This is a genomic window from Mesorhizobium sp. M7A.F.Ca.CA.002.05.1.1 (assembly GCF_003998335.1).
In the GTDB taxonomy this organism is placed as follows: domain Bacteria; phylum Pseudomonadota; class Alphaproteobacteria; order Rhizobiales; family Rhizobiaceae; genus Mesorhizobium.
Genome location: NZ_RZQI01000621.1, coordinates 1 through 3,605 on the forward strand (window position 1 = coordinate 1; position 3,605 = coordinate 3,605).

At 61.0% G+C, this 3,605-nt stretch carries 4 protein-coding genes, 1 tRNA gene and 1 pseudogene; 3 read left to right on the forward strand and 3 right to left on the reverse strand.

Annotated features, from left to right (window positions below):
* Nucleotides 1-422 (forward strand): hypothetical protein (locus EN939_RS25235; RefSeq protein WP_335930802.1); only part of this gene is annotated, 422 nt, incomplete at its 5' end.
* 194 nt (nucleotides 423-616) lie between these two features.
* On the opposite strand, the gene EN939_RS25240 is transcribed toward EN939_RS25235, so the two are convergent.
* Together EN939_RS25240 and cpdR are read right to left on the reverse strand one after the other, a co-directional pair.
* Nucleotides 617-691 (reverse strand) — tRNA-Val (locus EN939_RS25240).
* A 116-nt stretch (nucleotides 692-807) separates the two neighbouring features.
* A complete protein-coding gene (cpdR, locus tag EN939_RS25245) occupies nucleotides 808-1,170 on the reverse strand; it encodes a cell cycle two-component system response regulator CpdR (RefSeq protein WP_006199474.1) in 363 nt (120 codons plus the stop codon).
* 163 nt (nucleotides 1,171-1,333) lie between these two features.
* On the opposite strand from cpdR, the gene EN939_RS25250 reads away from it, so the two are divergent.
* Entirely contained in the window at nucleotides 1,334-2,275 is a 942-nt protein-coding gene (locus EN939_RS25250) for an N-formylglutamate amidohydrolase (RefSeq protein ID WP_127270521.1), read from the forward strand.
* Between the two features lie 325 nt (nucleotides 2,276-2,600).
* Nucleotides 2,601-3,374 (forward strand): histidinol-phosphatase, encoded by a 774-nt coding sequence (gene hisN, locus EN939_RS25255; protein ID WP_127270523.1) that lies wholly within the window; start codon nucleotides 2,601-2,603, stop codon nucleotides 3,372-3,374.
* Between the two features lie 98 nt (nucleotides 3,375-3,472).
* Here the strand turns inward: hisN and EN939_RS25260 are convergent.
* A pseudogene (locus EN939_RS25260) lies at nucleotides 3,473-3,605 on the reverse strand (alpha/beta fold hydrolase); the annotation flags it as partial.

Consider the following 3,605-nt stretch of genomic DNA (forward strand, 5'->3'; position numbering starts at 1 on the left):
CCATCAGAATGATCTGGAGTGACAAAATGCCGAATTTCAAGATGAGATATGTGCTGATCGCGCTTGTGCCGTTGGCGGTTGCTGGTTGCGTCAGCGCTGAGGATCAGCGCGCAATGGATCAGCAACAGTGCGCTTCTTACGGCTATAGGCCAGGAACCAACAGGTTTGCCGACTGCATGATGCAACAGACTTCACAACGTTCAGAAGACGAGCAGCGCTCAATGGATCGCATAGCCGCGCAGGAACAGAGAGACAAGGATCGCAAGGAAGCGCGTCGAAAGAACGACAGCTACATCGACCCAAGGCCGAGTTACGACAAGGACGGCAATCCGAATTTCGACACTCAAGGCAATTACCAAGGGTGTCACGGCGCGGGATGTTTGGTCGACAATCCAGACAATGGCGATGACGATGACCAGTAGGCTGGCTTCGCAAGGGCTCTTCTTCCTGCCCCTATAGTCCGGACCTCAGCCCAAATCGACAAACCGTTCGCCAAGCTCAAGCACTGCATGCGGCGTTGCGCCAGGTGCAGGCTATAAGTCAACCTATGCGAACCGCTCTACCTCTGGGGAACCAGCCGGGAAATGCCGATGCAAGATCTGCTTGTCTGGTTGGATGGTGGGCGTGACAGGGATTGAACCTGTGACCCCTGCAATGTCAATGCAGTGCTCTCCCGCTGAGCTACACGCCCATCCGAAGCCGCGCATACACCATTTTTGATCCAGCGCGTCAATAGCAGGAAAAAGGAAAGAAGGCGTCGTCTCGCCGCAGTGGCGAAGAGGTGCGGCGCCTCGCCTAGAAAAGGGCTCAGGCCGCCTGCAGCATCTTCTCGACCTCGTTGACGAGGTCGCGCAGGTGGAAGGGCTTCGACAGCACCTTGGCGTCTTTCGGCGCCTTGGAATCCGGGTTCAGCGCAACGGCGGCGAAACCGGTGATGAACATGACTTTCAGATCAGGATCGATCTCTGTGGCACGCCGCGCCAGTTCGATGCCGTCCATCTCCGGCATGACGATGTCGGTCAACAGCAGCGAGAAAGGCTCCTCGCGCAGCCGCTCATAGGCGCTGGCGCCATTGTCGAAATCACTGACCTGGTAACCGGCGCGCTCCAGCGCCTTGACGAGGAACCGACGCATATCGTCGTCGTCTTCCGCCAGAAGAATGCGTGCCATGATATCCCGTCCGAATCACCCGCCCGAGGTTGCCGTTGGGCAAGCCCGTTAACCATCCTGTATATGAGGAGGTGAGGGTAAACATCAAGTGAACGCTGACGGGGATGATCCATATTTGCCGGGCGTGTGCTGTGGCCGAAATGCTGGACACGAGGCTTGCAAGGTGGCACTTTCACATCATGATGCACTGGTGTTTTCGGGTTCGTTCAAATTGAAGACGGCAGCCGAGGATTTTTCGGTCTTTCCACCCTTCGAAATCCGGTCGGGCGTCGAGCAGCGCGTCCCCTTCCTCTTCAACTCACCGCATAGCGGCCGCTACTATCCGGAGCGCTTCCTTGCCATGGCAAGGCTGGACCGCAACGCCATCCGCCGGTCCGAGGACTGCTACGTCGATGAGCTGTTCGGCGGGACCGTCGCGCTCGGCGCACCGCTGCTGGCGGCGAATTTCCCGAGGGCCTATCTCGACGTCAACCGTGAACCGTGGGAGCTTGATCCGCGCATGTTCGCCGAGCCGGTGCCGTCCTTCTGCAACATCCGCTCGGCACGGGTGGCCGGCGGGCTGGGCACGGTGCCGAAGCTGGTCGGCGAGGGGCTCGACATCTATTCCGGCCGCTTGCCGCTGGCCGAAGCGGTCGCCCGCATCGAGGCCGTCTACAAGCCCTATCACGAGACGCTGAAGCGGCTGTTGACCAGAACCCATGCGCGGTTCGGCTTTGCCGTGCTGATCGACTGTCATTCGATGCCGGCGAGCATCCGGGTTGGCGACAGCGGCCAGCGGCCCGACTTCATCATCGGCGATCGTTTCGGCATCTCGGCAACGGCCGCCCTGACCGAGACCGCGATCGGCCTGCTCAGCGCCATGGGCTATTCGGTTGCCCACAACAAGCCCTATGCCGGCGGCTTCATCACCGAGCACTATGGCCGCCCGGCGCGCCATCTGCACGCGCTGCAGATCGAGGTCAACCGGGGGCTCTATATGAACGAGCGGACGTTCGAGAAGGCTGCCGGCTTCGATGCGCTGGCCGACGATCTGACGCGGTTCTCAGCCGACCTGATGTCGATGCCCGACCATCATTTCATCGACCTGCCACTGGCCGCGGAGTGAACAACCTGCCGCTGGCCGCGGACTGAATGGCGCCATAAAAAAAGACCGCATCGTTTGCACGATACGGTCGAAGTCTAGGGAGGAAACGCCCAAGGAGGGCATGGACAGGAAACCCTGTCCGAGATTGAGGGTATTGTGCGCTGCACAAATGTCAAGCGACCTTCAGCCTTTTTTAATTCACTCTGATGTGGAAATTGCGTTTCGATGGCGCCTGTGTGACATCCAGGCAACAGATGCCGTCGCGGAAAAATCCTCGACACCCTTGTTTTGGCACGAAATTGGCGGCAAAGCCGGGCTCGGGCATGCTGCAACGCGGGAGAATCAGTTGGACATCAGCATCGATTTCATGCGTCGCATCGCGCAGGCGGCAGCGGCGGAGACCTTGCCGCGCTTTCGTGCCCAAGGTGCGGTCGCCAACAAGGAACAGGGCAGTTTTGATCCGGTCACCGAGGCCGATCGCGAGGCCGAGCGCGCCATCCGGGCTCTGATATCGGCTGAGTATCCCGATCATGGTATTCTAGGCGAGGAGCATGGCAGCGAGAACATTTCAAGCCGGCACGTCTGGGTGATCGACCCGATCGACGGCACGCGCGCGTTCATTTCCGGTCTGCCGGTGTGGGGCACACTGGTCGGGCTGACGGTCGACGGCGACGCCGTTGCCGGCATGATGGCGCAGCCCTTCACCGGCGAGCTTTTCTACGCCAACGGCTCGGGCTCCCATTATGAGGGGCCAGGCGGGCCGCGAAAACTGACGACCCGCAAGACGACGAAGTTGGACCAGGCGACGCTGTTCACCACCACGCCGGCCCTGTTCAAGGGCGAGGCGCGCAACCGTTACGATGCATTCGAAAGACAGATCCAGCTCGCCCGCTATGGCGCCGATTGCTATGCCTTCGCCATGATCGCCTCGGGAAGCGTCGACATCGTCGCCGATCCCGGATTGAAGCCCTACGACATCGTGGCGCTGATCCCGATCATCGAAAAGGCAGGCGGCGTCGTCACCACATTCGACGGCGGGCCGGCGGAACAGGGCGGCGATGTACTCGCCGCGGCGACGCCGGAACTTCATGCCGCCGCCATGGCCGCCCTGCGCGGCTAAACGAGCGTCCGCCGCCATTCAGGTGATGCCGACCGCTTGAAGCAGTCGTTTTACTGCCGGCGGCACCCCTTGGGGAGCGGGCCAGCGACCGGCGCCCGTCAGGCTGTGGGGTCGTCGCTGCCGGGAATGAAGGCGTCGAAGGCGGCGAGCAATTGCTCGCGGTAGATGTCGGCTTCCTGCAGGATTTCGTGGCGGGAGCCATCGATCATCAGCAGCGAACCGAGCCGCAGA